The sequence below is a fragment of the Microbacterium sp. DMC48 genome, assembly GCF_056313825.1.
In genome coordinates, this window is sequence record NZ_JBQUZN010000003.1 from 357875 (window position 1) to 372753 (window position 14879).

The 14879-nt window shown below is 70.4% G+C and carries 18 protein-coding genes; 6 read left to right on the forward strand and 12 right to left on the reverse strand.

What is annotated here, in order from left to right; translation table 11 throughout:
• Window position 1 precedes the first annotated feature (1 nt).
• From ACT53O_RS01705 to ACT53O_RS01715, 3 genes are read right to left on the reverse strand one after another with little or no spacing between them, the layout of a single operon-like run.
• Window positions 2-829, reverse strand: coding sequence for an ABC transporter permease (locus tag ACT53O_RS01705; protein WP_112932551.1), 828 nt, complete (start codon window positions 827-829; stop codon window positions 2-4).
• The gene (locus tag ACT53O_RS01710; RefSeq protein ID WP_036314844.1) at window positions 826-1698 is read right to left on the reverse strand and encodes an ABC transporter permease; all 873 of its coding nucleotides are present in this window, start codon (window positions 1696-1698) and stop codon (window positions 826-828) included. Before ACT53O_RS01710 ends, ACT53O_RS01705 begins: the two co-directional genes overlap by 4 nt.
• Window positions 1695-2636 (reverse strand): ABC transporter ATP-binding protein, encoded by a 942-nt coding sequence (locus tag ACT53O_RS01715; protein WP_039414039.1) that lies wholly within the window; start codon window positions 2634-2636, stop codon window positions 1695-1697. Before ACT53O_RS01715 ends, ACT53O_RS01710 begins: the two co-directional genes overlap by 4 nt.
• Window positions 2637-2733: 97 nt before the next feature.
• Between ACT53O_RS01715 and ACT53O_RS01720 the strand changes: the two genes are divergently transcribed.
• Window positions 2734-4650 carry an ABC transporter ATP-binding protein gene (locus ACT53O_RS01720; protein WP_476151115.1) on the forward strand — a complete coding sequence of 639 codons (1917 nt, stop codon included), beginning with the start codon at window positions 2734-2736 and terminating at the stop codon, window positions 4648-4650.
• A 66-nt stretch (window positions 4651-4716) separates the two neighbouring features.
• Here ACT53O_RS01720 and ACT53O_RS01725 read toward each other — a convergent pair whose 3' ends face one another.
• The 6 genes from ACT53O_RS01725 to ACT53O_RS01750 form a co-directional block, all read right to left on the reverse strand.
• Entirely contained in the window at window positions 4717-4914 is a 198-nt protein-coding gene (locus tag ACT53O_RS01725; RefSeq protein ID WP_036314858.1) for a CsbD family protein, read from the reverse strand.
• Window positions 4915-4994: 80 nt separating this feature from the next.
• A complete protein-coding gene (locus ACT53O_RS01730; protein WP_476151117.1) occupies window positions 4995-5555 on the reverse strand; it encodes a hypothetical protein in 561 nt (186 codons plus the stop codon).
• On the reverse strand, window positions 5552-6154 hold the full coding sequence (locus tag ACT53O_RS01735) for a hypothetical protein (protein ID WP_112932547.1): 603 nt from the start codon (window positions 6152-6154) through the stop codon (window positions 5552-5554). Before ACT53O_RS01735 ends, ACT53O_RS01730 begins: the two co-directional genes overlap by 4 nt.
• Complete coding sequence (locus ACT53O_RS01740; RefSeq protein WP_476151119.1) at window positions 6151-6462, reverse strand: hypothetical protein; 312 nt, start codon at window positions 6460-6462, stop codon at window positions 6151-6153. Before ACT53O_RS01740 ends, ACT53O_RS01735 begins: the two co-directional genes overlap by 4 nt.
• Before the next feature lie 2 nt (window positions 6463-6464).
• A complete protein-coding gene (locus ACT53O_RS01745; protein WP_039414055.1) occupies window positions 6465-6662 on the reverse strand; it encodes a DUF2273 domain-containing protein in 198 nt (65 codons plus the stop codon).
• A complete protein-coding gene (locus tag ACT53O_RS01750) occupies window positions 6659-7078 on the reverse strand; it encodes an Asp23/Gls24 family envelope stress response protein (protein ID WP_476151121.1) in 420 nt (139 codons plus the stop codon). Before ACT53O_RS01750 ends, ACT53O_RS01745 begins: the two co-directional genes overlap by 4 nt.
• 245 nt (window positions 7079-7323) lie before the next feature.
• On the opposite strand from ACT53O_RS01750, the gene ACT53O_RS01755 reads away from it, so the two are divergent.
• The 3 genes from ACT53O_RS01755 to ACT53O_RS01765 are packed head-to-tail and all read left to right on the forward strand — an operon-like array spanning window position 7324 to window position 8785.
• Window positions 7324-7869, forward strand: a complete 546-nt coding sequence (locus tag ACT53O_RS01755; protein WP_476151123.1) for an RNA polymerase sigma factor — start codon at window positions 7324-7326, stop codon at window positions 7867-7869.
• Window positions 7866-8447 (forward strand): Asp23/Gls24 family envelope stress response protein, encoded by a 582-nt coding sequence (locus ACT53O_RS01760; RefSeq protein WP_148285484.1) that lies wholly within the window; start codon window positions 7866-7868, stop codon window positions 8445-8447. The genes ACT53O_RS01755 and ACT53O_RS01760 overlap by 4 nt, the downstream gene beginning before the upstream one ends.
• The gene (locus ACT53O_RS01765; RefSeq protein WP_039414060.1) at window positions 8444-8785 is read left to right on the forward strand and encodes a hypothetical protein; all 342 of its coding nucleotides are present in this window, start codon (window positions 8444-8446) and stop codon (window positions 8783-8785) included. The genes ACT53O_RS01760 and ACT53O_RS01765 overlap by 4 nt, the downstream gene beginning before the upstream one ends.
• On the opposite strand, the gene ACT53O_RS01770 is transcribed toward ACT53O_RS01765, so the two are convergent.
• A complete protein-coding gene (locus ACT53O_RS01770; RefSeq protein ID WP_476151125.1) occupies window positions 8763-10667 on the reverse strand; it encodes a phosphoenolpyruvate carboxykinase (GTP) in 1905 nt (634 codons plus the stop codon). The two genes, ACT53O_RS01765 and ACT53O_RS01770, sit on opposite strands and share 23 nt — an antisense overlap.
• A gap of 127 nt (window positions 10668-10794) precedes the next feature.
• On the opposite strand from ACT53O_RS01770, the gene ACT53O_RS01775 reads away from it, so the two are divergent.
• Window positions 10795-12237 (forward strand): XRE family transcriptional regulator, encoded by a 1443-nt coding sequence (locus ACT53O_RS01775; RefSeq protein WP_112932544.1) that lies wholly within the window; start codon window positions 10795-10797, stop codon window positions 12235-12237.
• 16 nt (window positions 12238-12253) lie between these two features.
• Here ACT53O_RS01775 and ACT53O_RS01780 read toward each other — a convergent pair whose 3' ends face one another.
• Together ACT53O_RS01780 and ACT53O_RS01785 are read right to left on the reverse strand one after the other, a co-directional pair.
• Window positions 12254-13366 (reverse strand): sensor histidine kinase, encoded by a 1113-nt coding sequence (locus ACT53O_RS01780; RefSeq protein ID WP_476151127.1) that lies wholly within the window; start codon window positions 13364-13366, stop codon window positions 12254-12256.
• Entirely contained in the window at window positions 13363-14052 is a 690-nt protein-coding gene (locus tag ACT53O_RS01785; RefSeq protein ID WP_112932543.1) for a response regulator transcription factor, read from the reverse strand. The genes ACT53O_RS01780 and ACT53O_RS01785 overlap by 4 nt, the downstream gene beginning before the upstream one ends.
• Window positions 14053-14139: 87 nt before the next feature.
• On the opposite strand from ACT53O_RS01785, the gene ACT53O_RS01790 reads away from it, so the two are divergent.
• Window positions 14140-14838, forward strand: a complete 699-nt coding sequence (locus tag ACT53O_RS01790; RefSeq protein ID WP_294945380.1) for a D-alanyl-D-alanine carboxypeptidase family protein — start codon at window positions 14140-14142, stop codon at window positions 14836-14838.
• The last annotated feature ends 41 nt before the right edge of the window (window positions 14839-14879 follow it).

Consider the following 14879-nt stretch of genomic DNA (forward strand, 5'->3'; position numbering starts at 1 on the left):
CTCAGTCGAGGAACAGCGCGCGCAGCCGCTTCGTCGTGAAGACGAGACCGATCGCGATCATCACGGCGTAGTAGAGGACGTGCCACAGCATGTCGACGTTCAGGATGCCGGTGGTCAGCCCCCGGATCAGCTCCACGCCGTGCCACAGCGGCAGGGCCATGACGATCTGCTGAACCCAGCCAGGGTAGACCGTGATCGGGTAGAAGGTGGCGGAGAAGAGGAACATCGGCAGGAGGACGAAGTTGATCCAGTCCATCTGCTGGAACGTCTTCATGTAGCTCGTGACGGCCATGCCGAGGCTCGCGAAGCCGAACGCGATCAGGACCACTGCGGGCAGGGCGAGCACCGCCGTCCACGCGAGGTTGAGCCCGAGGATCTGCATGATGATCATGAACCCGGTCGCGTAGGCGAGACCGCGCAGCAGCGCGTAGAGGATCTCACCCAGCGCGACGTCGAGCGGGCCCAGCGAGGTCGCGAGCATGCCCTCGTAGAGCTTGCCGTAGTTGAGCTTGAAGAAGACGTTCCAGGTGGAGTCGTAGATGGCGCCGTTCATCGCAGAGACCGCCAGCAGTGCCGGCGCGATGAAGGCGGCGTAGCTGACACTGGCGCCCTGTGCGGTCTCGACGTCGCCGATGAGCGCGCCGAGGCCGATACCCATCGAGGCGAGGTAGAACACGGGCTCGAAGAAGCCGGAGAGCACGACCGCCCAGCTGGAAGACCGCGCAGCGATCAGGCCGCGCTGGACGACGGCACCGGGGTTGCCCGCCCACAGGGCGCGCACGCCTCCGCGACGGACGGCCCCCTGCGGCGCCTCGACGACCGCGCTCATTTCGCGAGCCTCTCGGTGAAGACGCGGCGGGCGAACAGATAGCCGACCACCGCGAGAGCGAGCAGATAGACGAGGTGGACGGCGACCATCACGGGGTCGACCGCCGCGCCGTAGGTGGCGACACGGCCCAACTCCGCGCCGTGCCACAGCGGCGAAATCCACCCGATCCACTGCAGCCACAGGGGCAGCGAATCGAGCGGATAGAACGTTCCGGAAAAGAGGAACATCGGCATGAAGAGGAAGCGCTGCACGAGAGCGAACTGTCCCTTGTCGTCCTCGATCGAGCCCGCATAGGCCATGAGCGGGATGCCGAAGGCGAGCCCCGCCAGCACCCCGGCGAACACCGCGAGCCATCCGGTCGCCGGGTGCGGCACCGCCCCGAACGGCAGCAGCCACACGATCAGGTAGTACGCCGCCGAGGCGACGACCATACGCGCGGTCGCTCCCGCGACCACGCCGTTCGCGATCTGCGGGCTCGACAGCGGCGACGCGTTGAAGCCGTAGAAGTAACGGCGCCACTTGAAGCCCGCCATGACCGGGTAGGTGAGCTCCTCGCTGGCCACCGAGATCGTCGCGGTCGCCAGCAGCGCCGGGGCGACGAACATGAGGTAGCTCACCTCCTGGCCGTGATCGACGATCGGCACGCGGATGAGGGCCGCCAGGCCCACGGCGAGCCCCAGCAGGTACAGGATGGGCTGACCGACGGCGCCGACGATGATCGTCCAGCCGTAGGCGCGCATGGCGCGCACCATGTGCTCGGTGACGTACCAGGTGCCGCGACGGCGGGGCTTGCGACCCCACTGCATCGCCTCGGCCCGCAACGCCTCCAGGCTCGGGTGCGCCGCGGCATCCGTCGACGAGGTGCTCATTCGATCAGCGACCTTCCCGTGAGGCGGAGGAAGACGTCCTCCAGCGAGGAGCGGCGCACGAGCGAGGTGATCGGCTCGAGTCCCAGCGAGGTGACGCGCTCGAGGGCGGCCTCACCGTTGTCGGCGTAGATCAGGATGCGGTCGGGAAGCACCTCGACGCGGTCGCCGATACCGGCCAGCTGGCCGGCGACCTGGGCGTTGCGATCCGAACCGAAGCGCACTTCGAGCACTTCACGGCTGGAGTGCTCCCGGATGAGGGATGCCGGGGTGCCCTCGGCCATGATGCGCCCCTTGTCGACGACGATGAGGCGATCGCACAGCTGCTCGGCCTCGTCCATGTAGTGCGTGGTCAGCACCAGGGTCGTGCCGCGCTCCTTGAGGCGGAACAGGCGGTCCCACAGGACGTGACGCGCCTGCGGGTCGAGGCCCGTGGTCGGCTCATCGAGCAGCAGGATGCGCGGATCGTTGATGAGCCCTCGCGCGATGGTGAGGCGCCGTTTCATGCCGCCGGAGAGCTGGTCGACTTTGTTCTTCGCCTTGTCCTCGAGCTGCGCGAAGGCGAGCAGCTCATCGGCCTTCTCGTGGCACACCTTGCTGGGGAGGCCGAAATACCGGCCGTAGATGTACAGATTCTCGCGGGCGTTGAGCTCGCCGTCGAGATTGTCCTGCTGCGGCACGACGCCGAGCCGCGACCGGATCTCGGGACCGTAGCGATCCGGGTCGAGGCCGAGGATCTGCAGGTCGCCGCCCGAGCGGGTCGAGACGGCGCCGATCATCTTCATCGTCGTCGACTTGCCGGCACCGTTGGGTCCGAGAAGACCGAACGACTCGCCGGGCGCGACCTCGAAGCTGAGGCCGTCGACGGCGACGAAGTCGGCCTTGCCCTTGATCTTGTAGGACTTCACGAGCTGATGCGCGGAGATGACGGGAGCAGGCACCGACCCACCCTACCCAGTGCCTCCGACACCGTGCGGCGCCGCTCGTCGTCGTCGAGAGGGAAGATAGAACGACCCGAACACCGCAGGAAAGCTCCTCATGTCCTCTGCCAGCACCACCCGCCCTTCCCGCTCCCGACGCCGCACGCCCGATGACGGCCCTCGCGCCAGTCTGCGACAGCTGCTCCCCTTCGTCTTCGAGCAGAAGGGCGTGCTCGTCGTCGTCGCGGTGCTGAGTGTGCTCGCCGCCGTCGCGACCCTCGCCCAGCCCCTGGTGGTGGGTCAGGTCATCGACCGGGTGCAGAAACAGGACCCGCTCGGTCTGCTGGTGTGGGTGCTGGTGGGTCTCGTCGTCGCCTCCTCCGTGATCAGCGGCATCCAGCACTTCCTCCTGCAGCGCACCGGTACGGCCGTCGTCTACTCGAGTCGGCGCCGTCTCATCGCCCAGCTGCTGCATCTTCCCGTCCAGGAGTACGACGCGCGGCGCACCGGTGACCTCGTCTCGCGGGTCGGCACCGACACGACCCTGCTGTATGCGGTGCTCACCCAGGGTCTGGCGGACTCGATCGGCAACGCGCTCATCTTCGTCGGCGCGATCGTGGCGATGTTCATCATCGACCCGGTGCTGCTCGTGCTCATCCTGGTCGTCGTCGGCGCGTCGGTCGCCGTCGTGGTGGCGCTCAGCGGCCGCATCCGCCGCGCGACCGCCGTTCAGCAGGAGAAGGTGGGAGAGCTGGCCTCGGGCGTGGAGCGCGCCGTCGGATCGATCCGCACGATCCGCGCCTCGGGCGCGTCCGAACGCGAACGCGAGAGCATCGAGCACACCGCGCGGGGAGCGTACGAGGCCGGGGTGCAGGTCGCCAAGGCATCGGCGTTCGTGGTTCCGGTCGCCGGCGTCGCCCTGCAGCTGTCGCTGCTCGTCGTGCTTGGCGTCGGCGGCTTCCGCGTGGCCTCGGGCGCGATCACGATCGCCGGGCTGGTGACATTCGTGATGTTCCTGTTCTTCCTCGTGCAGCCGCTCGGCTCGTTCTTCGGCGCGATCACCTCGGTCGGCCAGGCGTTGGGAGCACTGGGGCGCATCCAGGAGGTCCTGGACCTGCGCATCGAGACCGCGTGCGATGCGGAGGTCGCGGCATCCGTCGCCGTCGGCACCTCCCCGATCTCCACGGCCGCCGCACACGACAGCCACGAGACGGCCGCCGCGATCGAGTTCCGCGAGGTGCATTTCGCCTACCCGGATGCCGTGGTCAGCGCGCGCCGCCGCTCGGAGACCGAGGCGGCGGCTCTGCTCGCCGAAGCCCACGCCGACGCGACGGTGGCGGTCTCGGAGGCGCCCGGAGAGGTGCTGCGCGGGGTGTCGTTCCGCGTCCCCCGCGGGGCGCGCGTCGCCCTCGTCGGGCCGTCGGGGGCGGGAAAGTCCACCGCTCTCGCCCTGATCGAGCGGTTCTACGACCCGACGGCAGGGTCGATCCTGCTCGACGGTGTCGACCTGCGCGGGATCGACCGCACGCGGCTGCGTGCCCAGCTCGGCTATGTCGAGCAGGACGCGCCGACGCTCGCCGGGACGATCGCGGACAACCTGCGGCTGGCGTCGCCGTCGGCATCCGACGAGGAATGCGCCCGGGTGCTGCGCGCCGTGAACCTCGGCGACGTCCTGGAACGCTCGAGCCTGGGGCTGAACGCGCCGGTGGGCGAGGCCGGCGTCATGCTGTCGGGCGGCGAACGGCAACGACTGGCGATCGCCCGCGCCCTTCTCGCCGCTCCCCCGGTGCTGCTGCTGGATGAGTCGACGTCATCGCTCGACGGCCTCAACGAACAGCGCATGCGCGAAGCGATCGACGCCGTCGCCTCGGGGCGGACGCTCGTCGTGATCGCGCACCGCTTGTCGACGGTCGTCGACAGCGACCTGATCGTCGTGATGGACCACGGTCGAGTCGTCGGGCAGGGCACCCACTCCGAACTCGTCGAGACGGTGCCGCTGTACCGCGACCTCGCGAAGCACCAACTGCTCGTCTGACCCGCGACCCCGACAGACGACGAGGGGCCCGCCGTCACCGGCGGGCCCCTCTGCTGTCAGCGCTGGTCACTTGCCGCCGAGAGCGTCCTTCGCGTCCTTCGCCGCATCCTTGACGTCGGCTGCGGCGTCCTTCGCGTGAGCCTTGACCTGGTCGGCCTTGCCCTCGGCGACGAGCTTGTCGTTGTCGGTGAGGTTACCGATCGCCTCCTTGGCCTTGCCGGTCAGGTTCTCGGCGGTGTTCTTGATGTCATCTGCGAGGCCCATGAGGGACTCCTTTCTCTGGTGATGGTTCCGGTTTCTTTGGGGATCCCGGGCGGCCCGGGAAGTTCGGTGAGCGTCGTTCGTCAGGCGACGCGGCGCTCGTGGGCGACGGCGGAACGCAGACCGCCCGTGAGCTGGACGACCAGTGGTAGCGCGAGCCCCAGCCGGCGGTCGGTATCGGCGACCGCACCGGCGACGCGACGCTGGACGAGTCCCAGGTCGGCGCGCGGGCGCACCTGCACCCGCACCCGCAGAAGCCGGCGACGGCGACGGCGAGAGGTCACCGCCGAGACCGCCAGCACGTCGGGCACGTCCGCGAGCGACTGCCGGAGCAGATCGGCGACGACGCCGTCATCGATGGCGATGCCGCCCTCGTCGAGGACCGCCCGGACGTGCCGCTCACCGCGGGTGAGCACGACCACGAGCGCAATCACGACGACCAGCGCGAGGATGCCCGCAGCGATCCACGCCTGGGTCTGCGACGCCACCCCCGTGCCGCGGACGACATCGGCGGCCATGGCCAGCAGCGGCGACGGTCGCCCCTCGGCGAAGAGCGGCCAGGCCGCGGTCGCGGCGACGGCGAGGGCGCCCACGGCCAGCACGAAGAGGATCGTGCGGTTGACGAAGCGGGATGCCGGGCTCATGACAGCCGTCCTTCCGGGGTCACCTCGACGCGAGCCGTCAGTCGAGGCGCCGCGCCGAGTTCGGTGAGCAGCCGATCGGCGGCGCGCTCCACCTGTTCACGGTCGACCGGAAAGCCGGTCGCGGGAGTGAGGGAGATGCGCGCACGACGAGCGTCGAGCTGCGTGGACACGTGGGAGTTGGTGACGGCTGCGGCCGTGGCGGCGGCGCGCGAGAGGGCGCCGGCCACGATCGCGTCGTCGACCACCAGGGGTACCCGGCCGGCGGCCAGGGCCCGGCGATGAGTGCGCCCGGGCGCCAATGCACCCCAGAGACACACGATGCCGAACAGTGCGGCCGCCGCAGCGACGATCGTGCCGGTCGTCCCCCCCTCGGCGAGCGCCGAGCGAACGGCGTCCGGGGCCACGAGCAGCGCGGGGCGCCCGAGAGCCGACAGCACCAGCTCGGTGGCCAGCGCCGCGGCGACGACGATGATCACGACCAGGGCGCAGCTCACCCAGACAGCACGCGAACGTCGTTGCAGACGCCGCGCAGCCGCGCTCTGAAGCCGGTCGGGCGCTCCCGCCGGAACGACCTCGACGGGTGCCGATGTGGTGTTCACGAGCTGCTCCTGTTCTGCGTGACGAGGTGAGTGATGCGCAGTCGGAGGTCTCCGACCAGTGCTCCGGTGAGTGCGCTCACGCGCTCACCGGTGCGGGTGCGTGCGGCAGCGGCGCTGGCCGCGATGGGGTCGCCGTCGGCTCGGATGCCGCTGGTGAGATCCAGGGCGAGGGCCCCGCCCGCGTCGCGCACGTGGGCGCGGGACGCGCGGGCGGGAACGCCCAGCTCATCGGCGAGGACCGCCGCCGCGACGCGCTCGTAGGCCCGTGCGGAGATGGTGACCCGACCGGGGATCCGTGCGGCATCCATGGTCAGCCCACCCGCCGGCCGCGGGCGGCATCGATCGCGGCGCGCAGGTCGATGCGACCCGACACCGCGGCGCCGATGAGGCCGCCGATGGCGGCGAGAGCCGCCACGAGCACCATGCCCCAGAAGCCGAACGCCAGTGCGGCGACGGCGAGCACCGCGCCCGCGACCGCTCCCCACACCGTGGGACCCCCGCCGGTCACTGGACACGCTCCGGGGCGGGAGCCTCGTCGTCACCCGGGATGTGAACGTCGACGACGGTCACATTGACCTCGGTGACCTCCATGCCGGCGAGCTCGGTGATGGCATCGGCGACGGCCGTGCGCACGTCGGTCGCCACGCGCTGCAGCTGCTCGGGGTACTCGGCCACGATCGTGATGTCGGCGGCGACCTGCGTCTCGCCGACCTCGACGTTCACACCCTGACCCAGATCCTTGGCGCCCACGGCCTCACGGATGCTGCCGATGACGCGCGCGGCTCCGCCGCCGAGGGCGTGCACGCCGGCCACGGAAGAGGCGGCGATGCCGGCGATCTTGGCGATGACCGGGTCGACGATGACGGTCTTGCCGGCGCCCGCAGCAGGTGCGACGGCGGAGGTGGTGGGGGTCGTGGTAGCCATGATGTCTTGTCCTTTCCGGCCCTCCGGTGAGGGCGTTCACAGGTGTGACGGATGCCGCAGGGGTTTCGTCACGGTGGATTTCCTGGCAGTTCGCTGAGTGCCGCCGCGGGAGCTGTCGGCGCGCCTAATGGCTGCGCGGCGGCGACGCAACCCCTTGGCGGCGTCAGCTGCGCGTGGCACGGTCGAGGTATGCAGGGGGCATCGCGCGGCCCGCAGGGTGACGACGGCGCGAGGGGGGAAGCGGTGTGGACACGCTGACACACGTCGAAGACGGCGTTCTGGCCGCACGCGCCGCCGACGGCGACGAGCGCGCGTTCGCGGTGCTCGTGCGTCGGCACAGCGGTTACCTGATCGGCTTCGCCACCCGGCTGCTGCGCTCACGCGCCGACGCCGACGACTGCGTGCAGGAGGCCCTGATCATCGCGTGGCGACGGCTCCCGGAACTGCGCGAGCCCGACCGCGTCCGTTCCTGGCTGTCGACGATCGTGGCACGCAAGGCCACCGACCGTCTGCGCAGCGCGGCGCCCACCGCACCGCTCGAGGATACGGAGCCCGAGGCTCTGCAGCCCACACCCGACGAGTCTGCCGTGGCATCCTCTCAACTGGACATGCTGCGGCGCGTGCTGGACGAGCTGCCGGTCGAGCAACGCACGACCTGGCTGCTGCGCGAGGTGAGCGGATACGGCTACGACGAGATCGCCCGCGAGCTGGGCGTGTCCGCGACGGCGGTGCGCGGCAGGCTCGCGCGGGCGCGGGCGACCATCTACGACCGGATGAAGGAGTGGAGGTGAGCGGGATGACGCGCGAGGAGATCGGCGATTCGGGCCACACCCTCGAGGAGCTCGCGGCTTATCACGAGCGCGGACGGACGCCGGCGATCCCCGCGATCGACGGCGATGCGCAGTGCCGAGCCGTGCTGGATTCGATGGACCGCCTCGGGGCACTGTCGCGCGAACTCATCGAGACCGACGCCCGTGACGATGTCTCCGAGACCTGGTTCCAACAGATTCTCGGCGAAGTCGCCCGCGAATCTCGCGCGGGGCGCGACCTGCCTCTCGTCGACGACGACCCGGTACGCGTCGTGGTGACCGAGGGCGCCGTGCGCGGTCTCGTCCGCGACGCCGGCGACGCGGTGGAGGGCGTGCTCGTAGAACGGGTGCATCTCACGCTCCACGAGGATGTACGCGTCGACGTGCGGCTGACGATCAGCGTCCTGGACAGCGTGCTCGGCGCGGGACGCGGACTTGCGCGCATCGCAGATTCGGTGCGAGAGCGCGTGCGCGCCGATCTCGAGGAGTACGGCGGATGGACCGTCGGCGTCGTCGACGTCACGATCGACTCGCTGCGGCTGCGGGAGGAGGAGCGATGAGCGACACCGCGACCCGATCGGCGAGCGGCGACGCGCCCACCGAGCTCGCCCTGATCGTGGATGCCGCCGCGAGGGCGGTCACCGGCGTGGCCGAGCTGTACTACGCCGCCGCCCTCCCGGCGCGCCTGTGGCGGGCGACGCTCGCCGGCGACGGCGCGTACAGCGTGGTGACGCGGCGCGCGCAGGCGCTCGAGGTGACGGTGAGCATCGGCGTCACGGGCGGTCGCGTCGCCGCGGTGGCGAGCGAGGTCGCGCTGCGGGTGCGCGAGGCGCTGGGCGCACCTGACGCACACGTCACCGTGCGCGTCAGCCGCATCACCGCGACGCGGCGAGCTTGAGGCGGTAGCGAAGAGCCGCGAGCTCGGCGTACAGCGCCGGGGGCACCCGTCCCTCGAACGTGCGGTAGAACTCCTCCGTGAGCCCGGCCTCCTGCAGCCACAGGTCGCGGTCGATCGCGAACAGGGCCTCGAGGTCGGCGTCCGGAACCTCGATGCCCTCGAGGTTCAGATCCTCCGTGCGGGGCAGTCGTCCGATCGGGCTGTCGATGGCCGGAACGACACCCTCGATGCGGCGGATGATCCAGTCGATCACGCGCGCGTTGTCACCGAAACCCGGCCAGAGGAAGCGGCCGTCGTCGCCCTTTCGGAACCAGTTGACCTGGAAGATGCGCGGGGCGCGGTCGAAGCGCAGACGCTGACCGACCTTGAGCCAGTGACCGAAGTAGTCCGCCATGTTGTAGCCGCAGAACGGGAGCATCGCGAAGGGGTCGCGGCGCAGCTCACCGACGGTCCCCTCGGCGGCGGCGGTGCGCTCGGAGGAGATGTTGGAGCCGAGGAACACGCCGTGCGTCCAATCGGTGGCCTCCAGCACCAGGGGGACGTTCGTGGCCCGACGCCCACCGAACAGGATGCCGTCCAGCGGCACGCCCTGCGGAGTATCCCAGTCGGGGGCGATCTGCGGGCACTGTCCCGCGCTGACGGTGAAGCGCGAGTTCGGGTGTGCGGCCGGGCGCCCCATCGCCGGCGTCCAGGGCTTGCCCTCCCAATCGATCAGCTCCGACGGGACGTCATCGGTGAGACCCTCCCACCACACGTCTCCGTCGGGACGCAGGGCCACGTTCGTGAAGATCGTGTTGCCCCACAGCGTTTCGACGGCCGCCACGTTGGTCGACGCGCCCGTTCCCGGCGCCACCCCGAAGAAGCCGGCCTCGGGGTTGATGGCCCACAGCCGCCCGTCGTCGCCGGGGCGAAGCCACGCGATGTCGTCGCCGAGGGTCTCGACGCGCCACCCCGGAATCGTGGGGCGCAGCATCGCCAGATTGGTCTTGCCGCACGCGGAGGGGAAGGCGGCGGCGAGGTGGAAGCGCTTGCCCTCCGGGCTGATGACGCGGATCAGCAGCATGTGCTCGGCGAGCCACCCCTCCTCACGCCCGATGACCGAGGCGATGCGCAGCGCGAAGCACTTCTTCGCGAGGATCGCGTTGCCGCCGTAGCCGGATCCGAACGACCACACCTCGAGCGTGTCGGGAAAGTGGACGATGTACTTCTCGTCGTTGCAGGGCCACGCCACGTCCTCCTGGCCGGCAGCCAGCGGCGCACCGACCGAGTGCACCGTCTTGACCCACGGCTTGCCCGCGGCGATCTGCTCCACGACGGCCGTCCCGACCCGGGTCATGATGCCGATGGAGGTGACGGCGTACGCACTGTCGGTGATCTGGACGCCGATGTGCGAGAGCGGACCGCCGACCGCGCCCATCGAGAAGGGCACGACGTACATCGTCCGCCCCCGCATCGACCCCTCGAACAGCGGCATGATGGTCGCCCGGATCTCGTCCGGCTGCGCCCAGTTGTTGGTGGGGCCGGCATCCTCCTCTCGCGCCGAGGCGATGAAGGTGCGCGCCTCGGTGCGGGCGACGTCGCTCGGGTGCGAGCGGGCGAGGTACGAGCCCGGTCGCCACTCGGGGTTGAGCTTGATGAGCTTGCCCTCCTCGACCTGCTGGCGAAGAAGGGCGTCGTTCTCCGCACGAGAGCCGTCGACCCAGTGGATGCGCGCGGGCTGCGTCAGGGCAGCGATCTCATCGACCCAGGCATGCAGGGCCTCCAGACCCGTGCCGGCGAGGACCGGCCGCATGCCGAAGCCGCTCCGGGGCTCGTCCGTCGCGTCGACCGCCGCGGGGGTGCGCGTGGCGGTGGGACGGGTGAACATGTCGGCGATGGCCATGTCGGGCTCCTTCAGCGTGGCGTCAGTGGGGCGATCCGGAGGGGTCTCTTCCAGATTGAAGGCGTGAGGAGGGTTTTGCACACAAGGATGCCGTCAAGAAACGTGATTCTTTCGCTATGCTCAAGGAATGCCACCCACCTCCCTGGAGCTGTCGACGCTCGGACATCGCATCCGTCACCAGCGCGTGTCGCACGGACTCACGCTCGACGAGCTCGGCGCGATCGTCGGTGTCGCCGGCAGCCAGCTGAGCCTGATCGAGAACGGCAAGCGCGAGCCCAAACTGTCGCTGCTGCAGGCCATCGCCGCCGCCACCGGCACGGACGTCACCGATCTGCTGTCGGCCGAGCCGCCGAACCGTCGAGCCGCCCTCGAGCTCGAACTCGAACGTGCACAGCAGTCCCCCGTCTTCCGCAGCCTCGGCATCCCGGCTCTGCGGGTGACCAAAGCGACCTCCGACGAGACGATCGAGTCGGTGCTGGGGCTGCACCGTGAGCTGCAGCGTCGCGAGCGCGCAGCCATCGCAACCCCTGAAGAGGCCCGGCGGGCGAACACGGAGTTGCGCCTGCGCATGCGCGCCAAGGACAACTACCTCCCCGACATCGAGAAGCTCGCGGAGAAGCAGCTGAAGGCCGCCGGCCACGTCTCGGGGGCCCTCACCCACCGCACGGTGAGCATCATGGCGTCCCAATTGGGATTCGAGCTGATCTACGTGGACGACCTCCCCCACTCGGCCCGTTCGGTCACCGACCTGGAGAACGGCCGGATCTACCTGCCGCCGGCATCCATCCCCGGCGGACACGGCCTGCGCTCGATGGCCCTGCAGGCCATGGCCCACCGCCTGCTCGGGCACACACCACCCAGCGACTACGCCGACTTCCTGCAGCAACGGCTCGAGATCAACTACTTCGCCGCCTGCTGCCTCATGCCCGAGACCGCCTCGGTCGCCTTCCTGGCCCAGGCGAAGAAGGACCGCAACCTCGCCGTCGAGGATTTCCGCGATGCCTTCGGCGTGACCCACGAGGCCGCGGGCATGCGACTGACGAACCTCCTGACGCAGCACATCGGCATCCGCCTGCACTTCCTGCGGGTCGACGGCTCGGGCGCCATCACCCGCGCCTACGAGAACGACGACCTGCCGCTGCCGATGGATGTCACCGGTTCGGTCGAAGGCCAGGTCGTCTGCCGCCACTTCGCCGCCCGCTCCGCCTTCTCGGAGCAGAACCGCACGGTCGAGCACTACCAGTACACCGACACCCCCGCCGGCACCTTCTGGTGCTCGTCCCAGACCGGACGCACCTCGGACGGCGAGTTCTCGATCACCGTCGGGGTGCCCTTCGACGACGCACGCTGGTTCCGCGGACGTGAGACGCAGAAGCGGGCGAGTTCGACGTGCCCCGACGAGTCGTGCTGCCGGCGTCCGGATGCCGAGCTCACGGCGCGCTGGGAGGGTCGCGCGTGGCCGAGTGCCCGCGTGCACATGCAGATGTTCTCGCCGCTGCCGCGCGGCGCCTTCCCCGGCGTCGACGACGGCGAGGTGTACGCCTTCCTCGACCGGCACGCCCAGGGCTGATGGCGCCGAGCGGAGCCTACGCGGCCGGCAGGACGACCTCCACGAGCAGCCCACCGTCGTCGCGCGGCCACAGAGTCAGGCTCCCGTCGTGCGCACGAACGATCGCCGCGACGATCGCGAGTCCCAAACCGGCTCCCTCGTGCTCGCCGCGATGTGCGCGCTGCGCCCCGCGCTGGAACGGCTCCAGCAGGGTCGGGAGCATCTCCGACGGGACGACGGGCCCGGAGTTCTCCACGCACAGACCGACGCTGCCCTGCGCCGAGCGCACACCGATTCGCACCCAGCCGTGATCATCGCAGTTGTGCACGATCGCGTTGTGCACGAGGTTGACGACGAGCTGCTGCAGCAGCGACTGAGATCCCCGCGCGATGCCCGGCAGTGTCTCGAGCTGCAGAGCAACTCCCCGCGATTCGGCGAGCGACAGAAAGGTCTCCGCGGCCTGATCGGCCAGGAGTGAGACATCGACGGGGACGGGGTCGAGGGCCCCGCCTTCGGCGCGGCTGAGCGAGAGCAGCGCCTCGGTGAGCTCGATCGCCCGGGCGTTGACGCGAGCCAGCCGCGTGAGCAGAGCGTCGACGTCACGGTCCGGGTCAGCGGCGGCAACGTCGAGCATCGCCCGGGTGATGGCCAGCGGTGTGCGCAACTCGTGCGATGCGTTCGCGGCGAAGCGACGCTGCTCCGCGACCTGCGCTTCGATGCGCGCCAGCATGGCGTCGAAGCTGTCGGCGAGCTCGCGCACCTCGTCGTCGGGGCCGTGGGCGCCGATCCGATGCGACAGCGATCCGGCGGCGGCCAGCCGCGTGGCACGGGTGATCCGCCCCAGCGGCGCGAGCATGTGCCCGGCAAGGAACCACCCACCCACCAGTCCGACGACGATCAGCAGGGCCCACGCGGCGAGCGCGGGGGGCACGAATGCCCGCAGCAGATCGCCGCGACCCGGCATGAACCCGCCGGTCGTCGGCGCCGCCTCCTCCGGGACGTATCGCAGGAGGAACAGCCACACGACGGACAGCAACAGAGCGCCGGCGAGCGCAACCGTGCCGGCGTAGCTGAGCATGAGCTTCACCCGGAAGGTCAGCCCCGCGGCACGCCGGCGCGCACCGGGAGACGACGAGGGTGTCGCACTCACCTCCCCTCCGCCTCAGCGTCGGACGCCGGCACCTCGACGCGATAGCCGACGCCGGAGACCGTCGCGATCACGGCGGGGCCACCGAGCCGTTGACGCAGACCGGACACCGTGATGCGGACCGCGTTGGTGAAAGGATCGGCGTTCTCGTCCCAGGCGCGTGCGAGCAGTTCCTCGGCGCTGACGACGCCGCCGCCCGCTTCGAGCAGCACCTCCAGGACGGCGAACTGCTTGCGAGTGAGCGCGACATAGCGACCGTCGCGGTACACCTCACGACGGAAGGGGTCGAGGCGGATGCCGGCGAGTTCGCGCACGGGTGGGCGCACCCGTCGGCGACGACGCTCGAGGGCGCGCAGCCGCAGAACGAGCTCGCGCATCGCGAACGGCTTGGTGAGGTAGTCATCGGCGCCCAGCTCGAATCCCGACGCCTTGTCGTCGAGGCGGTCGGCGGCGGTCAGCATGAGGATCGGCACCCCCGTGCCGCCCTGCACGATCGACGCCGCGACCGCATCTCCCGATGTCCCCGGAACATCGCGATCGAGCACGGCGACGTCGTAGTCGGTGTAGGACAGCAACTCCAGCGCGGTATCGCCGTCGCCCGCGAGGTCGGCCGCGATCGCTTCCAGGCGCAGCCCGTCACGGATCGCATCGGCCAGCAGGGGTTCGTCCTCCAGGACCAGCACGCGCATTCTTCGATGCTAAGAGGCCACGCGTATCGTCGGCGTATCGGATTTCGGCGACGCTCCCGCAACGGCCTCCGCGTTTGACTCGCCCGCATGGCACGTCACCTCTCCACTCCGCCCGCGGCCCCCTCTGCCCACCACCTCCGCCGGCGATGGCTTCTCGCCGCCGGGATGACCGCAGCTCTCGTGTTGGTCACCGCCACGGTGCTGATGCTGCTGCTCGGAGACCCGCTGACGCACCTGCCACCCGCCGAGTCCCGCGGGTCGATGTCGGACTCGTCGACGTCGTCGTCTGCGCCGAGCCTCGGCGAGACGGATGCCCCCACCGATGCGGCGACGTCCGTCGCCGACGGCTACCTGCCCTGGGGGGTGACCCCGTTCGACACGCAGTACCCGGGCATCTCGCGGATGGATCCCGCACTCCTCGACGCCCTCCAGCGCGCGAGCACCCAGGCCTACGCCGACGGCGTCAGCTTCTTCGTCACGAGCGGTTGGCGCTCGCCCGCGCAGCAGGAGTCGCTGCTGTCGCAGGCGGTGAGCCAGTACGGTTCGCGCGAGCGCGCGGCGCGGTGGGTCGCGACGGCCGACACCTCCCTGCACGTGCAGGGCGCCGCCGCCGACCTCGACGGCAGCGGCACGCAGGACTGGATCGCCCGTCACGGTCCGGCGTTCGGGCTGTGCCTGGTGTACGACAACGAGCCGTGGCACGTCGAACTGCGACCGGATGCCGGCAGGAACGGGTGCCCGCCGACGTACGCCGACCCGTCGAGCGATCCGCGCCTGGCCCGGTGAGCGTGCACGCGCGTGCAGCAGCGGACGCGCGTGGTGGGGTG